This is a genomic window from Polaribacter sp. HL-MS24, assembly GCF_032758595.1.
Classification (GTDB): domain Bacteria; phylum Bacteroidota; class Bacteroidia; order Flavobacteriales; family Flavobacteriaceae; genus Polaribacter.
On the sequence record NZ_CP136415.1, the window covers coordinates 1787098 to 1808908 of the forward strand.

A 21811-nucleotide genomic window follows, 5' to 3' on the forward strand; every position below is an offset into this window, starting at 1 on the left:
GTTTTTTTGTCACTTTTTTGTGTAATATTGAACTACTTTTTACAATATTTAACACTTGAAAAGAATCAAACTTGACGAGATCGATTCTACCAATTCCTTTTTGAAAGAATTGGCGCGAAATTCTACCTTAAAAAATTTTACGACAGTAACTGCCAACCACCAAAAAAAGGGGAGAGGGCAGCAATCTAGTTTGTGGATTTCTGAAAAAGGTAAAAATTTGGTTTTCAGTACATATGTGTCGTATTTAAGCTTGGAATCTGGTCAACAAAGATACTTGAATTTTGCTGTGAGCCTTGCTGTTTTAGAGGTGCTTAACCGTCTCAATGTTCCTAAATCAAGAATTAAATGGCCTAATGACATTTTGGTAGGAGATGATAAAATTGCGGGTATTTTAATTGAAAACAGCTTAAAAAACTCCAAAATTCAATCTTCGATCATTGGAATTGGACTCAATGTAAATCAAGAAATATTTTCTAGTTTTAAAAGAAAGGCAACATCTCTTAAGATTTGTTTGCTTAAAGAATTTGATTTAGAATTTGTTTTGCAGTGGTTAGTAGAAAGTATAGAAAGTAAAATAAAGCTCTTAAACGACGGAGAATATGACCTTTTGGAACAAGAGTATCTGAATTATTTATATAAAAAAAATATTCCAGCCACATTTAAAAATGCTGCAAATACTTTCTTTATGGGGATGATTCAAGGCGTCTCTTCAGAGGGAAAATTGCAAATTCAGTTAGAGGACGCTACCATTCAGGAGTTTGGAATAAAAGACGTCTCTTTTGCCTAAAGGCCTGCAATATTATCTGTAAGTGTTGTAACAAACTTAGTCAATGGTGCTTTGATCATCATTGCCATCATGGCGTTGAACTCTCCGTTAAATTGAAGTTGTACCGAACTAGAATTCTCGGAAACTTCTTCAATATTTGCTGCTAAGGTAAATGGTAATTTGCTACTTGCTGCTCCCAATGTAATGTTTGAATATTCTCTTTTCTCTTTCAGAACCAATCTAATTTCTGGCATTCCTTTCAATCCAAAAATAAATGAGTCACCATCTACTTCAAATTTTTCAATATTTTCGGGCATTAAATGTTTGAAATTTGATAATTCTGTAAAAAAAGTATAAATTTCTTTGGCAGATTTTTTCGTAGTTACTTTGTTTCCTTGGATGTTCATGGGTTTTATTTTATTGATTCCAAACACTTGGATTCTTTCTCCATTCTTGTAAAGTATCAATTTCTTTTTCAGAAATATAACTACTATCAGATGCTTGTTCTATTAAATTTTCATAATTACTCAAGGTTGTCAATGCAATATTTTTTTCTTTGAAATTTTGAGCTGCAATCTCAAAACCATACGTAAATATCGCCACCATTCCTTTCACAACTGCACCTGCTTCTTTTAGAGCTTCAACAGCATTCAAGCTACTTGTTCCAGTACTGATCAAATCTTCAATTACGACAACATTCTGTCCACTTTCTAAATACCCCTCAATTTGGTTTTTACGACCATGGGATTTTGGCTCTGGTCTTACATAGATAAAAGGAACACCTAGTTCTTGAGCGACTAAAACACCGATTGCGATGGCACCTGTTGCCACTCCTGCAATAACATCTGGTTTCCCGTGCTGTAATTCTACTATTTTGGCAATTTCTTCTTTTAGAAAAACTCGAACTGCAGGATAGGATAATATAATTCTATTGTCACAATATATTGGAGAATTCCAACCTGAAGCCCATGTAAAAGGATTGTTTGGACTCAGTTTTATTGCATTTATTTGCAATAAAAGTTCGGCTGTTTTTTTTGCTGTATCTTTGTTTAAAATCATGCCGCAAATGTATAAAGTTTTTGTAAATGATGCTCCAATTATTTTAACAGATTCGATCCCCAAAGAAAATAAGTATCCTATATACTTATATGAATATTTAAAAGTAGGCGATATTATACGCAAACTTACATCCAATTCATTCCTGAGGTGCTTGTTCTCTGTGTAGATCTCGAAGCATCGAAAGCTGAATTTTTTAAAAATTTCAATATTGTCACTGCTGCCGGTGGGTTGGTTGCAAATAGTAAAAAAGAGATTTTATTTATTTATAGAAGCAATACTTGGGATCTTCCAAAAGGAGGTGTTGAAAAAGGAGAAACGATCGAAGAAACTGCTCTCAGAGAAGTCGCTGAAGAGTGTGGAATAGAAGATCTAAAAATTGATCAATTTTTAATTACGACCTATCATTTCTATTATCATAAACAAAACACTATAAAAGTAAGTCATTGGTTTTTAATGTATTCAGATTATGAAGGTCCGCTAGTACCCCAAGAAGAAGAAGGAATCACTGAAGTTGTTTTTAAGAACTAGGAAGCTACTTTACTAGCCCTGAAAAATTCTTATTCCAACATCAATATGGTTTACAATAAATTCAAGGACTTACAAGGATTCAAGTAAAAAAGCTACTATCTTTGCCGACTTCTAAAAGGTAGAAAAAAGTCATGACAGAATTTATAAAAAAGATTACCCCCAATGCAAAAGATGATATTTTAGCTGGGATTACCGTTTCGTTGGCAATGATACCCGAAGTAGTTGCCTTTGCTTTTGTAGCTCAAATAGATCCTCTAGTAGCGCTTTCTGGTGCCTTTATTATTGGGCTAATCACCGCTATTTTTGGTGGTAGGTCAGGTTTGATTTCAGGAGCTGCTGGTGCGGTTGCGGTTATTTTTGTAAGTATGATCGCTGAAGGGCATACCAAAGGAATGTTGTTTGATGTTCCTGTAGACAATATGGGGTATTTTTATCTATTAGGATGTGTCATTTTAATGGGAATAATCCAAATTCTAGCAGGTGTTTTTAAATTAGGTCGCTTTGTCCGACTGATTCCCCATTCTGTTATGATGGGTTTTGTAAACGGTCTGGCAATTGTTATTTTTTGGGCACAAGTAAAAATGTTTTCTCACAAATCATTAGAAACCTCTGTTGAAGGGGTAAAGAAATATTCCAATACTTTTATGTCTGGCTCTGAGTTGTATATCATGCTCGGTTTTGTCGGACTCACCATGGCGATTATCTGGTTGTTGCCTAAGATCACTTCAAAATTACCAGCTTCTTTGACTGCTATTTTAGTCACAACATTCATTGTTATTTTTTCTGGATTAGAAGTTTCTACTGTTGGTTCCTATATTATTGAAGGGGGTGGAACAGGGTTGAAAGGAGAGTTCCCAACACCTAATTTAGAACTTTGGCAAAACTTACCCTTTAATTTAGACACGCTAACTTTTATTTTACCTTTTGCTTTTTTAGCAGCTTCTGTTGGACTTATCGAGTCATTAATGACCATGAATCTTGTGGATGAATTGACAGAAACCAGAGGGAATGGAAATAGAGAATGTGTAGCACAAGGGGCAGGGAACATCATGAGTGGTCTTTTTGGAGGAACTGGTGGTTGTGGTATGATTGGACAAACTGTGATCAACATCAATGCTGGTGGACGAGGACGATTGTCGGGGATTATGATGGCATTAACATTGTTAACCTTTATTCTCTTTACCGATAAATTCATCGAACAAGTACCCATTGCTGCTCTGGTTGGTGTAATGTTTATGATGGTCATCGAAACTTTTGCATGGTCTAGTTTTAGAATTTTAAAAAAAATACCAAAATCAGATGCTTTTGTTTTAATCATCGTTTCTGCAGTAACAGTTATTTTTGATTTAGCCATCGCTGTCTTTGTAGGTGTTATTGTTTCTGCATTGGTATTTGCATGGGAGAGTGCAAGAAGAATCCGTGCTAGAAAGCGTATCAAAGAAGACGGAACTAAGGTATACGAAATATGGGGCCCATTATTCTTCGGAAGTATCGCCGCCTTTAACGAAAAGTTTGATGTTAAAAATGACCCTGATTTTGTTGAGATTGATTTTGTGGAAGCTCGTATCTCCGATCACTCTGCTATTGAAGCAATTTTTGCCTTGGTAGAAAAGTATCAGGCAGAAGGTAAGCAGATCAAATTAAAACATTTGAGTGAGGATTGTAAAATCTTACTCTACAAAGCGAGTCCAATTTTCACAGGCATCATCGAAGAGGGTATTGATGACCCAAGATATCACTTGGCAGCGAATCCAGAAGATTTCCCAAAACCTTTGGGAGAGTATAAGTTTTAAGACTCTTTGTATTGTACAACAAAAAAAGCGCAGCTGTCTAAGTTGCGCTTTTTGTTTTTTATGAGAGGTCTATACCAATCCATGATCGGCTAAAGGCAAGCTTCGAATACGTTTGCCCGTTGCCTTAAAAATCGCATTGCAGATTGCTGGTGCGATTAGGGGAACTCCTAGTTCACCAACACCAGTGGGTGCTGTTTCCATATTGTCTATAACGGTAATATCAATATTTGGAGTGTCTTTCATTCTTGTCATTGGATAATCATGATAGTTACTTTGTACTATAGCACCTTCTTCTGTAGTGATTTTTCCAAACATCGTTAATGACATTCCAAAAATGGCAGCACCTTCTAGCTGGTTGATTACATTGTCTTTATTAAGTACCAATCCACAATCGATGGCGGTCCAAATATTTTCCACTTTGATTTTATCATCATTGGTCGAGACTTCAACAACGGTCGCTACATAGCTATAAAAACTATAATGGACAGCAAATCCCAACCCATGACCTTCGGGAAGTTTCTTGCCCCAGTTGGCTTTCTGAGTAACGGTTGTTAAGACGTTTTTTAAGCGTCTAGATTCAAAAGGAAAATCAGATTTTCCTTTTCCCACTTGATCTTTTCCTAGCAAGTCTAAATGAAAAGCTAAAGGGTCTTTTCCTGCTTTTGCGGCGAGTTCGTCTACAAAAGAATTGATTCCAAATCCACTGTGAATATGTATTACAGAACGCATCCATCCAATTCGAATCTGAGCTTCTGCTTTGGCATTTTCAAATCTAAAGTTCGGAATCTGATAGGGATTATTGATAAATCCTTGTCCCAATTCAAAGCCGGAAGCATAATCGGATAAAGGTTTAAAACTTGAGACAATTGAAGGAAAGGCTACTCTGTGTAACCAACCTGTAACTTGGCCGTTTTTATCCAATGAACCTTTGATGTGTTGTGTACATGTAGAATGGTAAAAACTGTGTCGAATATCATCTTCACGTGTCCATACTACTTGTACTGGCGCATTGATTTCTTTTGATACAGCAACCGCTTCAACCACAAAATCTGATTTTGATTTACGACCAAATCCCCCACCTAAAAAAGTAACATGAACCGTTACTTTTTCAATTTCTAAATTGAAAAAATGAGCAATTTCACTTCGAACTGTTTGAGGGTCTTGAACGGGTGCCCATACTTCACAAGAGTCTCCTTGAAACCATGCAGTCGCATTCGGTACTTCCATAGGAGCGTGCACCAAATGGGGGATATGGTAGGTTGCCTCAATCATTTGGTAGCTATCATCAAAAGCTGTTGCGACATTTCCACGACTACCAGGAACTAATTTACCATTACTCTCCAGACGATCGCTAATTTTCTGATTGTAAGATTGGGTGGTGTAGTCTCTGTTTGTTCCTAAATCCCATTCAATTTCTAAGTTTTCTTTACCTTGAAAGGCTGCCCATGTATTATTGGCAATCACTGCCACACCTCCAAGCATTCCGAAAAATTTTCCTGTAGGAGGAACCATTCGATCCATAGAAAATATTTTTTCAACTCCGGCGATACTTTTCGAAGTAGTGCTATCAAAACTTTTTACCGATCCAAATGTAACAGGGCATCTAGCAATGGCTGCAAATTTCATATTCGGAATTCTTTTGTCGATTCCGTAAATTGCCGTTCCGTGTGTAAAATCTTTTAAGTCGACACTTTTTAAGGTTTTTCCAATATAGTTAAAGTCTTTGGTTTCTTTTAAAGCGATGTTTTTCGCATCTGGAATTTCTAGGCCAGCAGCTGCTTCAACCAAATCTCCAAAGAAAATTTTCTCTTCACTATTGGTGTTGATCACATGATGATTGACTGCTATACAGTCGTTTTCAGAAACCTGCCATTTGTTTGCAGCGGCAGTAATTAGCATCTTTTTTGCTGTTGCCCCCATCTTACGCATTGGCTCCAGCATGGTTCGTACACTTCGTGAACCATCGGTATTTTGATTGCCATATTTTTCGTCTCCAGTTGCTTGCGATACGCTAATATATTTCCAATCGGCTTCCATTTCGTCTGCAATTGCCGAAGCTAATGAGGTGCGAATACCTTGTCCCATTTCAGAACGTGAAGCGATCAACGTAATGTTACCGTCTTTTTGAATATTGATGAACAAATTGGGTGTAAACGAGTTTTCTTCAGTGACTATAGGGATAAAGGCTTTTTTATTACCAGAGGCAGTGCATCCCAAAAGGATTCCTCCAGAAGCCAATCCAAATACTTTTACAAAGCTCCTTCTGCTTAAATTTTGAATTTTATTCATGGCGATTCGATTTAAGTTCAACGGCTTTGTGGATGGCTTTCTTTATTCTTGAGTAGGTCCCACATCTGCATATATTTCCACTCATTGCAGCATCGATATCCTCGTCTGTAGGTTGTTCGGTTTGATCTAAGAGTGCAGTTGCAGCAATTAATTGTCCGGATTGACAATAACCACACTGGGGAACATTGCCCTCATTCCATGCATCTCGTAGGAACTCTAAATTTTCTGAAGAACCTTCAATAGTGAAAATTTCTTTTCCAGCTGCAAAGGCAACAGGGATGCTGCAAGATTTTGATAAGTTCCCGTCGATAAGAACCGAGCAGGCTCCACATTGACTGATACCGCAACCAAATTTTGTACCTGTTAAGCCTACAATATCTCGAATGGCCCACAATAAAGGCATGTCGTCTTGTGCTTCAATGGGAAAGTTTTCCCCGTTTATAGAAAGTGTTTTCATAATTCCTGAAAATTTATTTCAGCAAGTTACAATTATTTTTGAAAAAGGTGGTGCAACGCTTTCGTTAAGGTTTCATATTGAAACTGAAAACCCTCTTGAAGTATTTTTTTGGATGAAAGTCTACTTCCTTCTAATAATATGATTGCCAATTCACCAAAAACGAGTTTTAATAGGACTCAGGAACAGAAATTGGCAAATAAGGACGTCGTATTTTTTGAGCTAATAGTTTAGAAAATGAGCGACTCGTATGAAATTCTGGAGCTACAGCATTGTAGATTCCTGATAAATTAGTTTCAATAGCGTTGATGTACATTTGACATACGTCGTCGATGTGAATCCATGAAAGATACTGTTTCCCAGACCCTAATGGAGAAACGATGGGTGTTTTCATTTTTTCTAGAGCACCCCCTGTTTGAGACAAGATAATTCCTGTTCTTAAAATTGTTACAGGAACATTTAAGGATTCAAATTGGGCTGCTGCTTTTTCCCATTGTAAGCAAACATCTCCTAAAAAATCGGTCCCTGCTTTGTCTGTCTCTTTGTAAATTGTATCAGCTGTTTTAGCGCCATAAAAATTACTTCCAGAGGCAGAAATAAAGCCTTTTAAAGGAATTTTGAGTTCTTTTATTTTTGAGAAAAGTAAATTGGCAGAATCAACACGGCTATCAATAATGACTTTTTTTCTTTCTGCTGTCCAGCGTTTTTCTGCGATTCCTGCACCTGCCAAATGGACGATGTATTCAATGTCAAGCAATGATTTTTCATCAATTTCATTGGTAGAAAGATCCCATTTGTATTCATACTGAGCCTTGGGATTTCTGCTGAGAATTCGCACTTCATGATTTCTGTTCACTAAAAATTCAGTAAGTCTTCTACCTACTAAACCGGTACCGCCAGTAATTATAATTTTTGCCATTGTGTAAAAATAAAAAACAGTTGACGAAATGAGGCTAGTTTGTACTTTTAATTTGTCAAAGAATAGGATGTTCTTTTCTAAAAGGAGTTTCTTTGTTTTGATTCTCAGTGACTTCTCCGATCTGTGACGAAAAGCAAAAAACAATCATCAACATTTCTAATCTAGATATTTAGGAAAGCAATCATTTTTTTTTAAAAACAACCAATAAAGCCGTATTTTTAGTGTGATGAAAAACAACACTAAAAGAAAAGGGTTTATCTTTAAAACGTATTCGGCAGAAGACCAATCTCCCTTTGAAATGCTTTTTGAAATTTTCAAAGAACTCATCACCCATACTTCAGGTGATTTCGATGAAGCCATCGATTGGCTTCGTTCTTTAGATAAAGAATATTCTCTAACTACTGCGGAGTATACCATTGATGATTTTATCGAAGATCTTAAGAAAAAAGGGTACATAAAGGAGGAAATTAAAGGGGATGGAGTCGGTAGCACAAAAATAACTCCCAAAACAGAACGCGCAATTCGTCAGCAAGCATTGAATCATATTTTTGGAAAAATCAAAAGGAGTGGTGTGGGAAATCACAGAAGTAAGTCTCCCGGAGTTGGTGATGAGCATACGGGTGATTTTAGAAATTACCAGTTTGGAGATGCTTTGGACAAGGTTTCGATAACAGAGAGTATCCGGAATGCGCAAATCAATAGTGGAATTGACAATTTCAACCTTACAGAAGACGATTTGGTTGTTGAAGAGACTCTTCATAAGAGTCAGATGAGTACTGTTTTGATGATCGATATCAGTCATTCGATGATTTTATACGGAGAAGATCGAATCACACCAGCCAAGAAAGTTGCAATGGCTCTGGCAGAATTAATTACGACTCGCTATCCAAAAGATACTTTAGATATTATTGTTTTTGGAAATGATGCGTGGTCTATTAAAATCAAAGATTTGCCTTATCTACAGGTAGGGCCGTATCATACCAACACAGTTGCGGGATTGAATTTAGCCATGGACTTACTTCGTAGAAAACGAAATACCAACAAGCAAATTTTCATGATCACCGATGGCAAACCTAGCTGTTTACGTTTGGCAGATGGTCAATACTATAAGAATAGTAACGGATTGGATCCGTATATCGTAAACAAGTGCTACGCAATGGCACAACAAGCCCGAAAATTGCACATTCCCATAACCACTTTTATGATTGCGCAAGACCCGTATTTAATGGAATTTATAAAGGCATTCACACAGGCAAATCAGGGAAAAGCATTTTATACTGGATTGAAAGGTTTGGGAGAGATGATTTTTGAAGACTACGAAACGAATCGAAAAAAGAGAATTAAAGGTTAACTAACACATCACAAAGCTCTATGCTTTGTAGAAATGAAAGATATGAAGATAGAAAAGATGACAACATTAGGCGCTTTAAAGGAGTCTGGATACCAATCAAAATCAATTAAAGACGAATTAAGAGAAAATCTAATTGGAAAGATCAAGCGAAAAGAAACTGTTTTTAAAGGAGTCCATGGATATGAAAACACGGTCATTCCTGAACTGGAACGTGCCATTTTAAGCAAACACAATATCAATTTATTGGGTTTGCGGGGTCAGGCTAAAACACGATTGGCGAGATTGATGGTCGATTTGTTAGATGAGTACATCCCTGTTGTGGAAGGTTCAGAAATCAATGATGATCCATTGCAACCTATTTCAAGATTTGCTGTGGAGACCATTAAAGAAAAAGGAGATGAGACACCAATTTATTGGTTGCATCGATCAGAACGTTTTGCAGAGAAATTGGCAACCCCAGATGTAACGGTGGCAGATATTATTGGAGATGTAGATCCGATAAAAGCCGCAAATTTAAAATTGAGTTATGCCGATGATCGTGTCATTCATTATGGAATGATACCAAGAGCCAATCGATGTATTTTTGTTATCAATGAGTTGCCTGATTTGCAAGCAAGAATTCAAGTTGCCTTATTTAATATCTTACAAGAAGGAGATATTCAAATTAGAGGATTTAAATTGAGATTGCCTTTAGATATGCAATTTATTTTTACTGCAAATCCCGAAGATTACACCAATAGAGGAAGCATTGTAACCCCTTTAAAAGACCGAATTGGTTCTCAAATTTTAACACATTACCCTGAAGATATTGAAACGGCCAAAAAAATCACTCAGCAAGAGGCCGCTCAATTAGGATCCCAAAAAACATTTTTGCAAGTGCCAGAATTAGCGAAAGATTTGTTGGAGCAAATTGTTTTTGAAGCCAGAGAGAGCGAGTTTATTGACGCGAAAAGTGGAGTGAGTGCTCGATTAAGTATCTCTGCGTATGAAAATTTGTTAAGCACTGCAGAACGACGTGCCTTACTTTCAGGAGAAGAAAAAACCATGATTCGATTGAGTGACTTTGACGGTATTATTCCGGCCATTACTGGAAAGGTAGAGTTGGTCTATGAAGGAGAGCAAGAAGGGGCACAAGTTGTTGCCGAATTGCTCATAAAAAAAGCCATCAAATCGTTATTTCCAACCTATTTTCCTGAAATTAAAAAACTAGAAAAGCAAGAAGAAGAAACCCCTTATGATGGGATTATTTCATGGTTTTTCAATGCAGACGAAGACTTTGAATTGTTGGACGAGTATACCGAAGCGCAATATCAAAACGAACTCAATAAAATAAAACCATTGAATGATTTCTTAGCAACTGAGCAGCCAAACATGAATATTGAGGATGCCTATTTTGTAAAAGAATTTGTATTATGGGCCTTGGTGGAATACAAAAAACTAAGCAAGCACAGATATGCAGAAGGGACTCAGTTTAAAGATCCTTACGGAAGTTTTATTAGTGGATTGTAATATTTTAAGCCCCTGTTGAGTAATTAAACTTAACAGGGTTTTTTCTTTATATTTAAAATTGATTTTTGGTGAAGAACAAACTCTAAGAACGCTTCCCAATTTCCTCTTCAATTGATGTTTTGTTCGCTATTGTGTTTGTATATGGAGCAGAAATGCACCTAGTGCAATAGTCGCAATAGCTGCCCACTCTTTCAGACTGATTTTCTCCTTAAAAAATAGGGCACTAAATAAAATCGTGGTTAATGGGCTTGCTAGAAATAAAGTACCCGAGATGATTGGGTTGGTGATTTTTAAACCTAAAAAACTAAACAATAGCGCCAAAAAAATAACGAAACTCATTAATAGTACTCTTTTAAAATATTTTTGTAGCGTAGGAAGTAATGAAGAAGTTTTCTTTTGAGGGCTCAAAAGAATGATTCCAGAGATAAAAACTATGCTTTCTTGATTGGCAATAATTAGAATTGGAGGAATCTCATCATGTAAGTTTTCCCAATTGATTATGGAACCTGTTCCAAAGCAAACAACCATGAGAAGTAAAATAAGATGTTGTTTGAGACTGATTTTTAAAGTACTATTTTTATGGGTCCCTACATAAAAAATAAAACCGAGTGTGATGAGAGAGATTCCAAGAATTGATGATTTTATTTCCAGTTCTTTAAAAATCCAAAGGTATAAGATTGTAAAGCCGACTCCTAGTAAGTTGTAAATAGCGACCCATTGCATAGAGGTTTTTTTAAAAACAGTAAGCATGCACACAAGACCAATAGCCCCAAGTAGTGATGCAATGCTGATTTTTAAAAACTGTACTCCTGTGAAAGTGTTTAAATCGTAAAAGTAGAATAGGAGTCCTATTGCCAATAGACTGGTAAGTAAAGACCGATACGTCATTAATGCCGAAATTGAAATAGAGGCTAAGTTTTTCTTCCAGAGTACATTGTTCAATGAAAAAAGAAGAATGGCAATTATAAGGTAGATCATTGGGGCGAGGAATGGTTTTTTAACTTTTCGATATAGGTAAATTCTGTAAGTGCCTCATTAAATTTTATAAATCCAGTTTTTTGTATGAGTTCTGTAAAGAGAATACCAGTTTTCGTGTTTTCAGAAAGGTCTTTGTCTATGAATGAAATTTGAAGTTTAGCTTGGTAGTAAAACAGTTTGATGTATTCACTATAACTCAATTCAATTTTATCAAGATCTACTCGGTTTAGGTTTAGGAATGCTGCTTTGGTATTTCCTTTGTCAATATTAAAATTTGCCATCGCAATTAAGGAAAGTGCATGTCCTGTTTTTGAATCCCATCGGTTTGTTTCGAAGATAATATCGTTAAAAGTAGTTATCAATTTTGACAGGAAGTTGAAATTTTTAATACTAATTAGTGAAGGAATGATTTCCTCAAAGAACCACGTGATTTCAGTCGGGATTTTCTTGCAATAATTTAAAATTTCTCTTTCAATCTTTTTTGTGTCCTTTGGAGACTTCATTAAAAGATATGCATAATATCGTCCTTGAAGAACAGGGTGAAAAGTTTCAAAATTAAAGGGTTTTTTAATTTCAATATGATGGAGTTTTTTTAAAGAATAGTAGCTGCGATAAAATTCCATTAATTCAACAAATAAGATGTCTGAATTATTGCTGTTTTGCTTTTTTATTAGGGTGAGTACTTTTGAGTACGTACCGTTTAAAGTTGAATAGTCAATGTAAAGAAGTGGCATATTATTTCTAAAGTCATCATATTTGATGAGTTTTTTATAAATGGTCAGCGCTTCTTTTTCTTCAATTCGATAGAGACTTAAGGTGGTAATGGTAGCGAACTTTAATAAATCGCTTTTAGAAAATTTTGTAAAGTAAATATGTTTAAAAATTATTTCGAGTATGTTGCTGTTCAGTTTTTCAATAAAATAGGAAAAAAAATATGCAAAAGAAACAATATTATTGGTGTTGACTAAACTTACACTGATCATTTTAAGATCGTCCTCTGTAAGGCTGTTGGAAGTTTGAATTCTTTGAAGATTTTGTTGAAAGTACCATTCGTCATAATTGATCATATTGCTTTTATAACTGGAATAGTTTTCAAAGCCTAAGTAGTTTGCCAGCATGTCTAAAGTCTTGATACTTGGCTGTGTTTTTTCTAAAAAACCGAAGAGTCTTCGCAAGGTATTGAACCCTAAACTTATTCTTAGAGTATCGTCAATCTCTTCTTTTAAAAAACGGAGATCTCTACTCGTCAACACAGAGATACCTGATTTTTTTTGGATATCTGTAAGTAATTGGGAATAATTTTTTTCCATATTGATATAGTCAGGGGATATTCCAAATATATGTTTTTTTTGGGCTAAAGTTGGGCAATCTCTAATAAAAAATGGAGTTATTTTTGTAGCTCAATAGTTTGATTTAATCATTGTAATCAAGAAAATTGAATGAAAAAGGGGATTAGAAAAGTCTTCACTGTTAAAAGTGAAGGCTTTTTTTTGATATACGACTATCTGTTTTAGAGCTCTCTTAAAATGCTAGATATAAAATATGGTTTGGATTCGAATGGGTTTCCGATATTTTAAAATCATAAGCACCTACTTTTTGAAAGCCCATTTTCTTGTAGAATAAAATTGCTCGCGGGTTTTCTACCCAAACAGCAAGCCAAATTCCTCTTTGATTATATCGTTTTGCAAAAGAGATATTAAACTCCAAAAGAGCTTTTCCTAAGCCCAATCCGTAAAATTCTTTTAGTAAATACAAACGGCTTAAGAGCATTGTATTGCGAGCTTTGATGTTTTCGTTTTCAGAATTTAGAACCACCTTAGAAAAACCAGCAATTTCGTTTTGATAATATATGAGGTGATACTCGTTTTTTGGATTTTCCAATTCTTCAAGAAAATTTTCTTGACTGAAATTAGCAGCAATATAATTGTCGATGTCCTTTTTTGGAGCGGAATGCCCATGAGGAACTAAAAAAGACTGTTCACTCAATTTAGAGAGTAATGCAGAATGTGTTGAGTTGGCCTTTAGTATTTGAAACATTGTTGTCTAAGGTTCATGGTGTAATAATTAGGATTAATTTTGGTTAAGTCCTTTTCTGTATAAAAATCAATCAGTTTTTTTGCATAAAAAATCCTCTTTGCATTCACAAAGAGGATTGAAATTTCTACCTTGTAATAAGGAATAATTTTTCTATTTAATCAATTCGTATGAACGTTTGATGAAATTGGTCAATTCTTCTCCATGCAAAAGGTTTTGAGATAATTTGGCCAAATCAAAAGCCTGAGAAATCAGATTCTTTTGCGCATTTTCATCTTTGTTGTTTAGGATATCTGAAACCAAAGGACTGTTGGTATTTACTACCAAGTTGTACATGTCTGGGAAATTTCCCATTCCCATCATTCCACCACCACCAGAAGCTTGCATTTCTTTCATTCTTCGCATAAATTCTGGAACAGTAATTATAAATGGAGAAGCTGCAGAATCCATCGCCTCCAATTGAACCGTATATGTTTTTTCAGGAACATTTGCCTCAATGATTGGTTTTAGCGTAGCTTTTTCTTCTTCAGATAATTTTGAAATGACTGTTTCATCTTTTTTAATTAAATGATCTACATGATCTGAATCTACTCTGGTAAACTTCACCTTTTCTCCAGCTCCTTCTAATTTTTGCATTAGGTGAGAAATTATTGGAGAGTCTAAAATGAGAACTTCATAACCTTTTGCAGTTACCTCTTGAATATAGCTGTGTTGTGCTTCTTTGTTAGAGGTATACAAAATGACATGGTTTCCGTCTTTATCTGTTTGGTTTTCTTTGGTCTTTTCAATCAATTCATCAAAAGTGAAATATGCATCATTTACGGTTGGGTACAAGGCAAATTTCTTCGCTTTGTCAAAGAACTTATCTTCAGACAACATTCCGTATTCAATAATGACTTTGATATCGTTCCATTTTTGTTCAAAATCTTCTCTATTATTTTTGAATAATGAAGCCAATTTATCCCCTACTTTTTTGGTAATGTAGCCAGAGATTTTCTTTACGGCACCATCTGCTTGTAAATACGATCTAGAAACATTCAAAGGAATGTCTGGAGAATCGATGACTCCTTTTAACATTTGTAAAAAGTCGGGTACAATCCCTTCTACATTATCCGTTACATATACCTGATTTTGGTAGAGTTGAATTTTGTCTTTCTGCATATCCATAGAAGTACTTAACTTTGGGAAGAATAAAATCCCTGTTAAGTTGAATGGAAAATCTACGTTTAAGTGAATGTGGAATAAAGACTCTTCGAATTGTGTTGGATACAATTCTCTGTAGAAGTTGGAATAATCTTCATCAGTCAAATCAGCTGGTTTTTGGTTCCAAGCAGGATTGGTATTGTTGATAATATTGTCAACCTCAATTTTTTTATGAGGTTCTGTAGTTTCTTTTCCGTCTTTATCCTTTGTCGTTTTTGGTGTAAAGTTAGGGTCATTTATTTCCTTCGTGCCAAATTTAATAGGAACTTGATTGAAACGATTGTATTTTGACAATAATTCTTTAATCTTTTGTTCTTCTAAAAATTCGGTCGAATCGTCTGCAATGTGCAATACAATTTCTGTCCCTCTGTCTTGTTTGTCATGTGCTTCTAAAGTATATTCTGGTGATCCGTCACACGACCAATGTGCAGCAGGTTCGTCTTTAAAAGATTTTGTAAAAATGTCCACCTTTTCTGCAACCATAAAAGCAGAATAAAAACCTAATCCAAAGTGTCCAATAACACCTGTTTCATTTTTATCGTCTTTATATTTTTCTAAAAATTCTTCTGCTCCAGAAAATGCAATTTGGTTGATGTATTTTTCAACCTCATCCATGGTCATTCCTAAACCTTGGTCTTTGATGGTTAGAGTTTTTGCTTTTTTGTCAATACTGATTTCAATCTTCGCATCGCCCAACTCGGTATTAGCTTCTCCAATAGAAATTAAGTGTTTTAATTTTGTTGTTGCGTCTGTTCCATTCGAAATTAATTCTCTTAAAAAAATTTCGTGGTCTGAATACAAGAATTTTTTAATCAGTGGAAAAATATTTTCTACCGATACATTAATGTTTCCTTTTGCCATGTGTATTGTTTTCGTTTTGATGTTGTCGTTTCAAGGAATTCATTTTCTTTGAAATTATATCGAGAAGACGCTAATGTCTTTATAGATTAAATTTTCAGTTTCTTGAGAAACCCACTTGAACCGACAAACAATTATTGTTTTATGATTTATAAATCATCAACAGTCAAAAAAAATACCAAACATTGCATAGTGACAAGATGGCAGCCTTTTTATTTTTCAAAACTTGCCAAAGTGTTGAATTCATCATCAAAAAAAAATCACTATTTTTGAGAATAACGAAAAGAATCATTAATAAGAAGATCGATACATTATGTACAATTCAAAAATAACGGGTTTAGGCTATTATGTTCCTGATAATATTGTGACCAACGACGATTTAAAAGAGTTTATGGAAACAACTGACGAATGGATTCAAGAACGAACTGGAATCAAAGAGAGGCGTTGGATTGATCCTAAAACAGGAGACACGACCGCAGTGATGGGGGCTAAGGCAGCGAAAATTGCAATTGAACGATCGGGTTTGACCAAAGATGAAATCGATTTTATTGTTTTTGCCACCTTGAGTCCAGATATGTATTTTCCTGGAGGAGGTGTGCAAGTGCAAGATCTATTAGAGATGCCAACCGTTGGAGCTTTAGACGTTCGGAACCAATGTTCTGGATTTATATATGCCATGTCAGTAGCAGATCAATTTATCAAAACAGGGATGTATAAAAATATTCTTGTGATAGGTGCAGAAAATCATTCAGGAGGATTGGAACGTTCCACAAGAGGAAGGGGCGTTACTGTAATTTTTGGGGATGGAGCAGGAGCAGCAGTAGTATCTCGAACAGAAGAAAAAGGAAAAGGAATTTTATCGTCTCACTTGCATTCCGAAGGAAAACATGCAAAAGAGCTGGTTTTAGAAGGTCCCTCTACACAACGTTGGGTGCCCGAAATTTTAGCAAATAATGACCCTGATGATGTTTCGTATTATCCATATATGAATGGTCAATTTGTCTTCAAACATGCTATTACTCGTTTTTCTGAGGCGATAGTAGAGGGCTTGGCGGCAAACAATCTGAAAAAAGAAGATATTGATATGTTGATTCCGCATCAAGCGAATTTGCGAATCGCACAATTTATTCAAAAGAAATTCAGACTGTCTGACGATCAGGTGTATAATAACATCATGAAGTATGGAAATACCACTGCGGCATCTGTAATTATTGCCCTGACAGAAGCTTGGGAACTTGGAAAAATTAAAGACAATGACTTAGTTGTTTTAGCTGCTTTTGGAAGTGGATTTACCTGGGGTTCTGTCGTAATTCGCTGGTAAGATAATTTTTTAAGATAACAACAAAGCCTAAAGTTTTAACTTTGGGTTTTTTTGATGCCTAGCATTTCGCAGAGAAATTTTGAATATGGGAAGTAATGAGGTTGTCAAATTGTTTTTTTTGATTTCCTAAAAACTGAATTTCTATGGGGAGGTAATTCAGTTGCGCTATTCGGTGTTCTAATCTCGTGTAATCTTTTTCGGTAGTTAGTATAATCTTATTTTCGGATTGTATTTCTGAAAATTGCTGTTGAATTTGTGTAATTTCTTTTTCTGAAAAGTGATGATGATCGGAATATCGAAGGTGTATAAAACGAATGTTTAAACTTTTTAAATGATTCAATAAAGGTGTCGGATTTGCAATTCCTGTTATCAGTAAAACTTCAAAGTTTTTAAGTTCGTTTGTCAAAAGAGGCTTTGCGCCCTTAATTGACTCTGCATAGGAAATACTAGTAAAAAAGAGGGGTTTGTGATAGCGCTGTAATTGCTGTTCAATTTTTTTTCTCGAAGCCTTCTCTAGGTTGCTAGGACATTTGGTGACAATGATTAGGTCGGCTCTTTTTGCTCCAATCCTGCTTTCTCTTAAGCTACCTGTTGGAATTAGAAAGTCATCGGTAAACAAATCGTCATATTTTGTCAGTAAAAGATAAAAACTAGCTTTTACTTTTCGATGCTGAAAGGCATCATCTAATAAAATAAGATCTGTGTTTGTCTTTTCCAACAATGTCGAAATTCCGTGCGCACGATCGGTGTCTACAGCAACGGTAATGTTTTTAAATTTTTGAAAGTACTGCAAAGGTTCATCCCCAACTTCTTGAGCGGTAGAAATCTCATTTAAGATGATAAACTCTTTGGTCTTTCGTTTGTATCCTCTACTTAAAACCGCAATCTGATGATTGTCTTTCAATAAACGGATGAGGTTTTCAATTTGTGGTGTTTTTCCTGTTCCTCCTACACTGAGGTTTCCGACAGTAATGATGGGAATTTCAAAGGAAGTTTCTTTGAATACTCCACTATCAAACAACCAGTTTCGCACAGTAGAAACAATGTGATATGCAATTGAAAATGGAAATAATAAATAGCGAATAAATTTCATTAGTACGAAAATAATGCATTTTTATGGATTGATACACGGAAAATGCTAACTTTGGTTTTTACAGAAACAATATCAAATGAAGATCAGAGAAATCACGAATTATATCGAAGAATTAGCCCCCCTTCACTATGCAGAAGATTTTGACAATGTAGGCTTGTTGGTTGGAAGTTATACTACCGAAATTTCAGGTGTTTTAGTCACCTTAGATACTTTGGAAGAGACAGTAGACGAGGCTATTGCCAAAAGTTGTAACCTAATTGTTAGCTTTCATCCAATAATTTTTGGAGGATTGAAAAAGTTGAACGGAAATTCGTATGTAGAACGAGTAGTGTTGAAAGCTATAAAAAATGACATTGCTATTTATGCGACACATACTGCATTAGACAATTCAAAAAAAGGGGTGTCTGCCAAAATCTGTGAAATTTTAGGTTTGAAAAACACAAAAATTTTAATTCCCAAAAAAGGCATCATCAAAAAATTAACCACCTTTGTTCCTTCAGAAAAAGCGGAAGCGTTGCGAACTTCTCTTTTTGAAGCTGGTGCAGGGAATATTGGAAATTATGATCAATGCTCTTTTAGCACCGAGGGAATTGGAACTTACAGAGGAAATGAAGATTCCAATCCAGTTATTGGTACAAAAGGAACACTTCATTTAGAAAATGAAACTCGTATAAGCGTTGTTTTTGAAAGTAAAAATGAAGCTCAGATTTTAAGAACCTTACATGAAAAACACCCATATGAGGAAGTTGCTTATGAGATTATAACTACAGAAAATGTACACCAAGATATTGGTATGGGGATGATTGGAGAATTTGAAGAAGCCATGGATGAACAAGACTTTTTGCGATACCTCAAAAAAACCATGCAAACCGATTGTATTAGACATTCTGAATTGCTTCACAAAAAAATAAAAAAAGTAGCCGTTTTGGGAGGTGCTGGTAGTTTTGCCATTTCGAACGCAAAGAGATCAGGAGCAGATGCTTATGTGAGCGCTGATTTTAAATATCACGAGTTTTTTAAAGCAGAAAAAGAGCTTTTATTAGCTGATATTGGACATTATGAAAGCGAACAGTTTACAAAAAGGCTTTTGGTTGATTATCTTACAAAAAAAATTAGTAATTTTGCAATCGTTTTATCGCAAAAAAGTACGAACCCTATTTATTACATATAAACATGGCAAAGAAGAAAGAAGTTTCTGTTGAACAAAAATTAAGAGCACTTTACGACTTACAGTTAATCGACTCTAGAATCGACGAAATTAGAAACGTAAGAGGAGAGTTACCTTTAGAGGTTGAAGACTTAGAAGATGAAGTTGCTGGTTTAAATACACGTGTTTCTAACTTAAGTGAAGATGTTACTAATTTAGAAACGGATATCAAAAATAAAAAATTAGCGATTGATCAGTCAAATTCGTTAATGAAGAAGTACGAAGAGCAACAACAAAAAGTTCGTAACAATAGAGAATTTGATTCTTTGGCTAAAGAAATTGAGTTTCAAGATTTAGAAATTCAATTGGCTGAAAAAAGAATCAACGAGTACAAAGCAAAGATTGCACAAAAAGAAGAGGTCATTGCTACGACAAAAGAAAAATTAGAAAAGCAAGAGCAACACTTAGGTCATAAAAAAGCAGAATTAGAGGCTATTTTAAAAGAAACAGAAAAAGAAGAGAAACTTTTGGCTGAGAAATCTGAAGAGTATGCAAAATCTTTAGACGAACATTTATATACTGCATACAATAGAATTAGAACCAAAGTAAAAAATGGTTTGGCAGTGGTAGCGATCGAAAGAGGAGCTTCTGTAGGATCTTACTTTACTATACCGCCACAAGTTCAGTTGGAAATTGCAAACAGAAAAAGAATCACAATAGACGAACACAGTGGGCGTATCTTAGTGGATGCTGCTTTGGCTGAAGAAGAAAAACAAAAAATAGATAAAATATTTTCTTAGAAAAAATTAGATTTTACACTATAGATCAAACTCGAGGCCTTGCTTCGAGTTTTTTTTGCAGTAAATTTGTAGCTATAATTTTACTTCAATACCTCAAAAATGAAAAAAGCTACTTTAGTTTTAGGCGCTTCTTTAAAAGAAGACCGCTATTCAAATATCGTCATTCACAGGCTGAAAGAAAAAAATCAGAACGTATTTGCCTTTGGTATGCAAGAAGGAACTATTGCGGGAGTTCCTGTTGATGTTCAACTGAAAAAGTATTCAAATATTGATACAGTTACGCTCTATCTAAATCCAATGCGACAAGAAGCTTTGTATGGCTATATTATTGATTTACAGCCCCGAAGAGTGATTTTCAATCCAGGAACAGAAAATGATGTCTTTGCCAAATTATTACAAGAAAAAGGAATTGAATGTGAGGTTGCTTGTACCTTAGTTTTATTGGCGACTCAGCAGTATTAATTTACAGAAAAAATCGTTCCTGCTTCTGCAACGTCAGTATTTTCAAAGACTTCTTTGGCCTCCGTTTGAAAGGTCGATATATCTTTGTAACGACCCGAATAATGCCCCAAAACAAGTTGTTTAGCATTGGCGTCTTTGGCGATTTGTGCAGCTTGTTTTGCAGTGGAATGCTTTGTTTTAAGAGCCAAGTCTTCTCTATCTGAAAGAAAAGTAGCTTCATGATACAAGAGATCTACATTTTTTATGATTGGAATTATGTCTGGTTTGTATGTGGTGTCACTACAAAATGCATAACTCAAAGGTGCTACAGGTGGTAGTGTGAGTTCTGAATTGGAAACTATTTCTCCTGAAGGCAAAAGAATGTCTTTGCCTGCTTTGATATTTAGATAATCTGCCCGATCTATTTCCTCATAATTGGCAATATTATCCATGTGTAATTTTAAAGGTTTTTCTTTTTCTGTAAACAAATATCCGTTGGTGTACACTCTGTGATTTAAGGGGATGGTTCTAACAGAAACTTTTTCGTCTTCAAAAATTAGTTCGCTTTCTTTGGAAGAAAGTTCATGAAAAATCATCGCGTATTTTGCATGAGATTGAGAGGTTCGCAACATTAGTAAGGTTACTTCTTTGATCCCCTTAGGGCCAAAAATATGCAATTCTTTTTCGCGATTTAATATCCCGAAAGTTGATAAAAGACCGATCAATCCATAAAAATGATCACCGTGTAAATGAGAAATAAAAATATGATTAATTTTTGTAAATCCAACTTTATACTGTCTCATTTGACGTTGGGTGCCTTCTCCACAATCGATTAAAAAATGGCGATTGTTGATTTCTAAATATTGCGATGTTGGATGTGCATTTACACGTGGAGTTGCTGAATGGCAACCCAAAATAGTAAGTTTTAAACTCATTGAATAACCAAACGTTTGGAAACGATATTTTTTTTATTTTGAATGGAGTAAATATACATTCCAGCGGATAAATCTCCTTTAAAAAAAGAAAGGGTGTTTTCTCCTTTTAAAACTTGCAATTCTTTGTAATGAACGGTTCTCCCTAGTACATTTTTAACTTTAAAAAGGACGGTTCCATTCTCTCTAACCATAAAACGAATCTTTGTAGAGGTTTCAAAAGGGTTTGGTGCCGCAGACAATTTTGAAATCAATGTTTCTTGTGAAAAGCACAGGGTACTTGCACTTATAAATAAAATAAAAAGAATTCTTTTTATCATTGGATTTGTTACGCTA

General features: G+C 35.1%; 22 protein-coding genes. 9 read left to right on the plus strand and 13 right to left on the minus strand.

What is annotated here, in order from left to right; translation table 11 throughout:
- Positions 1-55 precede the first annotated feature (55 nt).
- A complete protein-coding gene (locus RRF69_RS08415) occupies positions 56-787 on the plus strand; it encodes a biotin--[acetyl-CoA-carboxylase] ligase (RefSeq protein ID WP_316939373.1) in 732 nt (243 codons plus the stop codon).
- Here the strand turns inward: RRF69_RS08415 and RRF69_RS08420 are convergent.
- Both RRF69_RS08420 and pyrE read right to left on the minus strand, forming a co-directional pair.
- Entirely contained in the window at positions 784-1173 is a 390-nt protein-coding gene (locus RRF69_RS08420; protein WP_316939375.1) for an SRPBCC family protein, read from the minus strand. The genes RRF69_RS08415 and RRF69_RS08420 overlap by 4 nt on opposite strands.
- Before the next feature lie 10 nt (positions 1174-1183).
- A complete protein-coding gene (pyrE, locus tag RRF69_RS08425) occupies positions 1184-1825 on the minus strand; it encodes an orotate phosphoribosyltransferase (RefSeq protein WP_316939376.1) in 642 nt (213 codons plus the stop codon).
- A 147-nt stretch (positions 1826-1972) separates the two neighbouring features.
- On the opposite strand from pyrE, the gene RRF69_RS08430 reads away from it, so the two are divergent.
- On the plus strand, positions 1973-2353 hold the full coding sequence (locus RRF69_RS08430) for an NUDIX hydrolase (RefSeq protein ID WP_316939377.1): 381 nt from the start codon (positions 1973-1975) through the stop codon (positions 2351-2353).
- A 131-nt stretch (positions 2354-2484) separates the two neighbouring features.
- A complete protein-coding gene (locus RRF69_RS08435; RefSeq protein ID WP_316939378.1) occupies positions 2485-4146 on the plus strand; it encodes a SulP family inorganic anion transporter in 1662 nt (553 codons plus the stop codon).
- A 69-nt stretch (positions 4147-4215) separates the two neighbouring features.
- Here the strand turns inward: RRF69_RS08435 and RRF69_RS08440 are convergent, their stop codons facing one another.
- Genes RRF69_RS08440 through RRF69_RS08455 form a run of 4 tightly spaced genes read right to left on the minus strand, consistent with a single transcriptional unit; the run spans position 4216 to position 7808 of the window.
- Positions 4216-6435, minus strand: coding sequence for a xanthine dehydrogenase family protein molybdopterin-binding subunit (locus RRF69_RS08440; protein WP_316939379.1), 2220 nt, complete (start codon positions 6433-6435; stop codon positions 4216-4218).
- Positions 6428-6892 carry a (2Fe-2S)-binding protein gene (locus RRF69_RS08445; protein WP_316939380.1) on the minus strand — a complete coding sequence of 155 codons (465 nt, stop codon included), beginning with the start codon at positions 6890-6892 and terminating at the stop codon, positions 6428-6430. Before RRF69_RS08445 ends, RRF69_RS08440 begins: the two co-directional genes overlap by 8 nt.
- Positions 6893-6924: 32 nt before the next feature.
- Positions 6925-7041: a DUF1731 domain-containing protein gene (locus tag RRF69_RS08450; RefSeq protein WP_316939381.1), complete on the minus strand. Its 117-nt coding sequence runs from the start codon at positions 7039-7041 to the stop codon at positions 6925-6927.
- 17 nt (positions 7042-7058) lie between these two features.
- Positions 7059-7808, minus strand: a complete 750-nt coding sequence (locus tag RRF69_RS08455) for a TIGR01777 family oxidoreductase (RefSeq protein WP_316939382.1) — start codon at positions 7806-7808, stop codon at positions 7059-7061.
- A gap of 226 nt (positions 7809-8034) precedes the next feature.
- Here RRF69_RS08455 and RRF69_RS08460 point away from each other — a divergent pair, with 226 nt between their 5' ends.
- On the plus strand, positions 8035-9159 hold the full coding sequence (locus RRF69_RS08460) for a vWA domain-containing protein (RefSeq protein ID WP_316939383.1): 1125 nt from the start codon (positions 8035-8037) through the stop codon (positions 9157-9159).
- Between the two features lie 42 nt (positions 9160-9201).
- A complete protein-coding gene (locus RRF69_RS08465; protein WP_316939384.1) occupies positions 9202-10668 on the plus strand; it encodes a magnesium chelatase in 1467 nt (488 codons plus the stop codon).
- 126 nt (positions 10669-10794) lie between these two features.
- On the opposite strand, the gene RRF69_RS08470 is transcribed toward RRF69_RS08465, so the two are convergent.
- The 4 genes from RRF69_RS08470 to htpG form a co-directional block, all read right to left on the minus strand.
- On the minus strand, positions 10795-11646 hold the full coding sequence (locus RRF69_RS08470) for a DMT family transporter (protein WP_316939385.1): 852 nt from the start codon (positions 11644-11646) through the stop codon (positions 10795-10797).
- Positions 11643-12956, minus strand: a complete 1314-nt coding sequence (locus RRF69_RS08475; RefSeq protein ID WP_316939386.1) for a hypothetical protein — start codon at positions 12954-12956, stop codon at positions 11643-11645. Before RRF69_RS08475 ends, RRF69_RS08470 begins: the two co-directional genes overlap by 4 nt.
- 211 nt (positions 12957-13167) lie before the next feature.
- Positions 13168-13683 carry a GNAT family N-acetyltransferase gene (locus RRF69_RS08480; protein WP_316939387.1) on the minus strand — a complete coding sequence of 172 codons (516 nt, stop codon included), beginning with the start codon at positions 13681-13683 and terminating at the stop codon, positions 13168-13170.
- 150 nt (positions 13684-13833) lie between these two features.
- A complete protein-coding gene (gene htpG, locus RRF69_RS08485) occupies positions 13834-15744 on the minus strand; it encodes a molecular chaperone HtpG (RefSeq protein ID WP_316939388.1) in 1911 nt (636 codons plus the stop codon).
- A 310-nt stretch (positions 15745-16054) separates the two neighbouring features.
- On the opposite strand from htpG, the gene RRF69_RS08490 reads away from it, so the two are divergent.
- On the plus strand, positions 16055-17062 hold the full coding sequence (locus RRF69_RS08490) for a beta-ketoacyl-ACP synthase III (RefSeq protein WP_316939389.1): 1008 nt from the start codon (positions 16055-16057) through the stop codon (positions 17060-17062).
- 58 nt (positions 17063-17120) lie between these two features.
- On the opposite strand, the gene lpxK is transcribed toward RRF69_RS08490, so the two are convergent.
- A complete protein-coding gene (gene lpxK, locus RRF69_RS08495; protein ID WP_316939390.1) occupies positions 17121-18155 on the minus strand; it encodes a tetraacyldisaccharide 4'-kinase in 1035 nt (344 codons plus the stop codon).
- 76 nt (positions 18156-18231) lie between these two features.
- Here lpxK and RRF69_RS08500 point away from each other — a divergent pair, with 76 nt between their 5' ends.
- From RRF69_RS08500 to RRF69_RS08510, 3 genes are all read left to right on the plus strand, one after another.
- On the plus strand, positions 18232-19326 hold the full coding sequence (locus RRF69_RS08500; protein ID WP_316939391.1) for a Nif3-like dinuclear metal center hexameric protein: 1095 nt from the start codon (positions 18232-18234) through the stop codon (positions 19324-19326).
- A 2-nt stretch (positions 19327-19328) separates the two neighbouring features.
- On the plus strand, positions 19329-20102 hold the full coding sequence (locus tag RRF69_RS08505) for a hypothetical protein (RefSeq protein ID WP_316939392.1): 774 nt from the start codon (positions 19329-19331) through the stop codon (positions 20100-20102).
- Positions 20103-20201: 99 nt separating this feature from the next.
- The gene (locus RRF69_RS08510) at positions 20202-20564 is read left to right on the plus strand and encodes a CoA-binding protein (RefSeq protein ID WP_316939393.1); all 363 of its coding nucleotides are present in this window, start codon (positions 20202-20204) and stop codon (positions 20562-20564) included.
- Here the strand turns inward: RRF69_RS08510 and RRF69_RS08515 are convergent.
- Entirely contained in the window at positions 20561-21478 is a 918-nt protein-coding gene (locus RRF69_RS08515; RefSeq protein WP_316939394.1) for a ribonuclease Z, read from the minus strand. The two genes, RRF69_RS08510 and RRF69_RS08515, sit on opposite strands and share 4 nt — an antisense overlap.
- Positions 21475-21795: a T9SS type A sorting domain-containing protein gene (locus tag RRF69_RS08520; protein ID WP_316939395.1), complete on the minus strand. Its 321-nt coding sequence runs from the start codon at positions 21793-21795 to the stop codon at positions 21475-21477. The genes RRF69_RS08515 and RRF69_RS08520 overlap by 4 nt, the downstream gene beginning before the upstream one ends.
- Positions 21796-21811: the final 16 nt, after the last annotated feature.

Coding starts and splice junctions, on each gene's coding strand:
- RRF69_RS08420 (WP_316939375.1), bottom strand. CDS start 1,173: ATGAACATCCAAGGAAACAAAGTAACTACGAAAAAATCTGCCAAAGAA.
- pyrE (WP_316939376.1), bottom strand. CDS start 1,825: ATGATTTTAAACAAAGATACAGCAAAAAAAACAGCCGAACTTTTATTG.
- RRF69_RS08435 (WP_316939378.1), top strand. CDS start 2,485: ATGACAGAATTTATAAAAAAGATTACCCCCAATGCAAAAGATGATATT.
- RRF69_RS08440 (WP_316939379.1), bottom strand. CDS start 6,435: ATGAATAAAATTCAAAATTTAAGCAGAAGGAGCTTTGTAAAAGTATTT.
- RRF69_RS08445 (WP_316939380.1), bottom strand. CDS start 6,892: ATGAAAACACTTTCTATAAACGGGGAAAACTTTCCCATTGAAGCACAA.
- RRF69_RS08455 (WP_316939382.1), bottom strand. CDS start 7,808: ATGGCAAAAATTATAATTACTGGCGGTACCGGTTTAGTAGGTAGAAGA.
- RRF69_RS08460 (WP_316939383.1), top strand. CDS start 8,035: ATGAAAAACAACACTAAAAGAAAAGGGTTTATCTTTAAAACGTATTCG.
- RRF69_RS08465 (WP_316939384.1), top strand. CDS start 9,202: ATGAAGATAGAAAAGATGACAACATTAGGCGCTTTAAAGGAGTCTGGA.
- RRF69_RS08470 (WP_316939385.1), bottom strand. CDS start 11,646: ATGATCTACCTTATAATTGCCATTCTTCTTTTTTCATTGAACAATGTA.
- RRF69_RS08475 (WP_316939386.1), bottom strand. CDS start 12,956: ATGGAAAAAAATTATTCCCAATTACTTACAGATATCCAAAAAAAATCA.
- RRF69_RS08480 (WP_316939387.1), bottom strand. CDS start 13,683: ATGTTTCAAATACTAAAGGCCAACTCAACACATTCTGCATTACTCTCT.
- htpG (WP_316939388.1), bottom strand. CDS start 15,744: ATGGCAAAAGGAAACATTAATGTATCGGTAGAAAATATTTTTCCACTG.
- RRF69_RS08490 (WP_316939389.1), top strand. CDS start 16,055: ATGTACAATTCAAAAATAACGGGTTTAGGCTATTATGTTCCTGATAAT.
- lpxK (WP_316939390.1), bottom strand. CDS start 18,155: ATGAAATTTATTCGCTATTTATTATTTCCATTTTCAATTGCATATCAC.
- RRF69_RS08500 (WP_316939391.1), top strand. CDS start 18,232: ATGAAGATCAGAGAAATCACGAATTATATCGAAGAATTAGCCCCCCTT.
- RRF69_RS08505 (WP_316939392.1), top strand. CDS start 19,329: ATGGCAAAGAAGAAAGAAGTTTCTGTTGAACAAAAATTAAGAGCACTT.
- RRF69_RS08510 (WP_316939393.1), top strand. CDS start 20,202: ATGAAAAAAGCTACTTTAGTTTTAGGCGCTTCTTTAAAAGAAGACCGC.
- RRF69_RS08515 (WP_316939394.1), bottom strand. CDS start 21,478: ATGAGTTTAAAACTTACTATTTTGGGTTGCCATTCAGCAACTCCACGT.
- RRF69_RS08520 (WP_316939395.1), bottom strand. CDS start 21,795: ATGATAAAAAGAATTCTTTTTATTTTATTTATAAGTGCAAGTACCCTG.